Source organism: Acidiphilium sp. (genome assembly GCF_049977125.1).
GTDB lineage: Bacteria > Pseudomonadota > Alphaproteobacteria > Acetobacterales > Acetobacteraceae > Acidiphilium.
This window is the reverse complement of sequence record NZ_JBMFGY010000002.1, coordinates 7,768-9,584: the sequence shown is the minus strand read 5'-3', so window position 1 is coordinate 9,584 and position 1,817 is coordinate 7,768. Positions and strand designations below refer to the sequence as shown.

1 protein-coding gene is annotated in these 1,817 nt (G+C 69.2%); it reads left to right on the top strand.

Annotated elements, in window-relative coordinates; genetic code table 11:
* Positions 1-63: 63 nt before the first annotated feature.
* The coding region (locus ACP5E6_RS00475; protein ID WP_427950182.1) for a sigma-54-dependent Fis family transcriptional regulator at positions 64-1,817 on the top strand (1,754 nt) is incomplete at its 3' end.

Below are 1,817 nucleotides of genomic sequence, written 5' to 3'. Positions count from 1 at the left end.
TGGCACTTTCACGGTTTTCGAACATTTCATCTGCCCGGCGCGGTTTTTTCTAGGGATCGGCCGATGCATGCATTAGCATCGGCCCGGACGGGCGTGATCGCCCGCCAGAACCAGCTCGAACCAACGAAGCTGAACGGAGGAATGCCGATGGTGCTGTACGCCGACGACCGGATCGGTCAGGCCCGGGCCGCGCTTGAATCGAACGGGTTGGTCGCGACCGACCTGCTCAGCGCTGATATTCGCGACAGTTGGCAGCGCTGCCTCGCCGCCGGGCTTGACCCCACGGCGGCGCCCCGGATCGAAACCATCGGCGCCGATCGGCTGCGCCACGCCCGCGCCCAGCGTGAAATGGTCCACCGCCTCGCCTCCGCGGAGTTGCGCGCCCTCTACCAGCAGATCGCCGGCAGCAATTTCATGGTCGCCCTCGCTGCTCCCGACGGGTTGCTGCTCGACGCCATCGCCGATCCAAGCTTCGCCAGCGAAGCCCATGCCGCCGCGATCCAGCCCGGCACCCTCTGGGACGAGAGCCATTGCGGCACCAACGCGCTCGGCACCACCATCGCCACCGGCACGGCGCAGAGCATTCACGGCGGTGAACATTTCTTTCGCCGCCACAATGCCATCACCTGCGTCGCCGCGCCGGTGTTCGGTCCGGATGGGGCGCTCGCCTGTGTGCTCGACGCCTCGTCCGACTGCCGCTCCCGCCAGAGCCACACCCGCGCCCTGGTCGGCATGGCGGCAATCCAGATCGAAAACCTGCTGCTGCGCGAGACCCACGCCCGCCATCGCATCATCGCCTTCCATAGCCGCCCTGAATATCTCTCGACACTGAGCGCCGGCATCCTGGTGTTTTCGGAAAGTGGCCGCGTCCTTGCCGCCAACCGCCAGGCCCGCTTCCTGCTCGCTGGTCTGCCCGTCGTGATGGGGCAGCGTTTCGAGGCGATCTTTCGCACCGGTTTCGGTAATTTCCACGATGCCTGCACCCGCGCCGCCTTCGGCACGCTGGAGGATCGGGTGGGCAGCGTCTATGTCGCCACGCTCGAACTGCCGAAACCGACCCGCCGCGTCGCGATCGCAGCACCGCCCCCCGCCGCCCCGGATTTCATCGCCGACGACCCTTCCCTCGCCACCGGCCTGCGCCTCGCCGCCGCCGCCGCCACCCGCGGCCTGCCGATCCTGATCCGCGGCGCGACCGGCACCGGCAAGGAATTGCTCGCGCGCTACGCCCATCAGGCGAGCGGCCGGCGGGGGGCGTTCGTGCCGGTCAATTGCGCGGCCCTCACCGAAACCCTGATCGAGGCCGAATTATTCGGCTATGCCGATGGCGCCTACACGGGCGCCCGGCGCGGCGGCGCGGCGGGACTGGTCGCCGAGGCCGACGGCGGCACCCTGTTTCTCGACGAAATCGGCGACATGAAGCGCCCGCTCCAGTCCGTGCTGCTCCGCCTGCTCGATGACTGGACGATCCGCCCGGTCGGCGCCACCCGCCACCGCACCGTCGATGTGCTGATGATCGCCGCCACCAACGCCGACCTCGACCAGGCGGTCGCCGCCGGACAGTTCCGCGCCGATCTGCTCTACCGTCTCAACACCGCCGAAATCACCCTGCCCGCCCTGGCCGACCGCAGCGATTTCGCGGCCATCGCCCGCCACCTGCTCGCCCGCTTCGCGCCCGACACGACGATCACCGACGATGCCGCCGCCCTGCTCGCCACAAACCCGTGGCGCGGCAACATCCGCGAGTTGAAGAGCGTGCTGCTGCGCCTCGCCCTGCGCCAGGGTGGCGGGGCGATCGATCTTGCCGCCGCGGCCGCGGC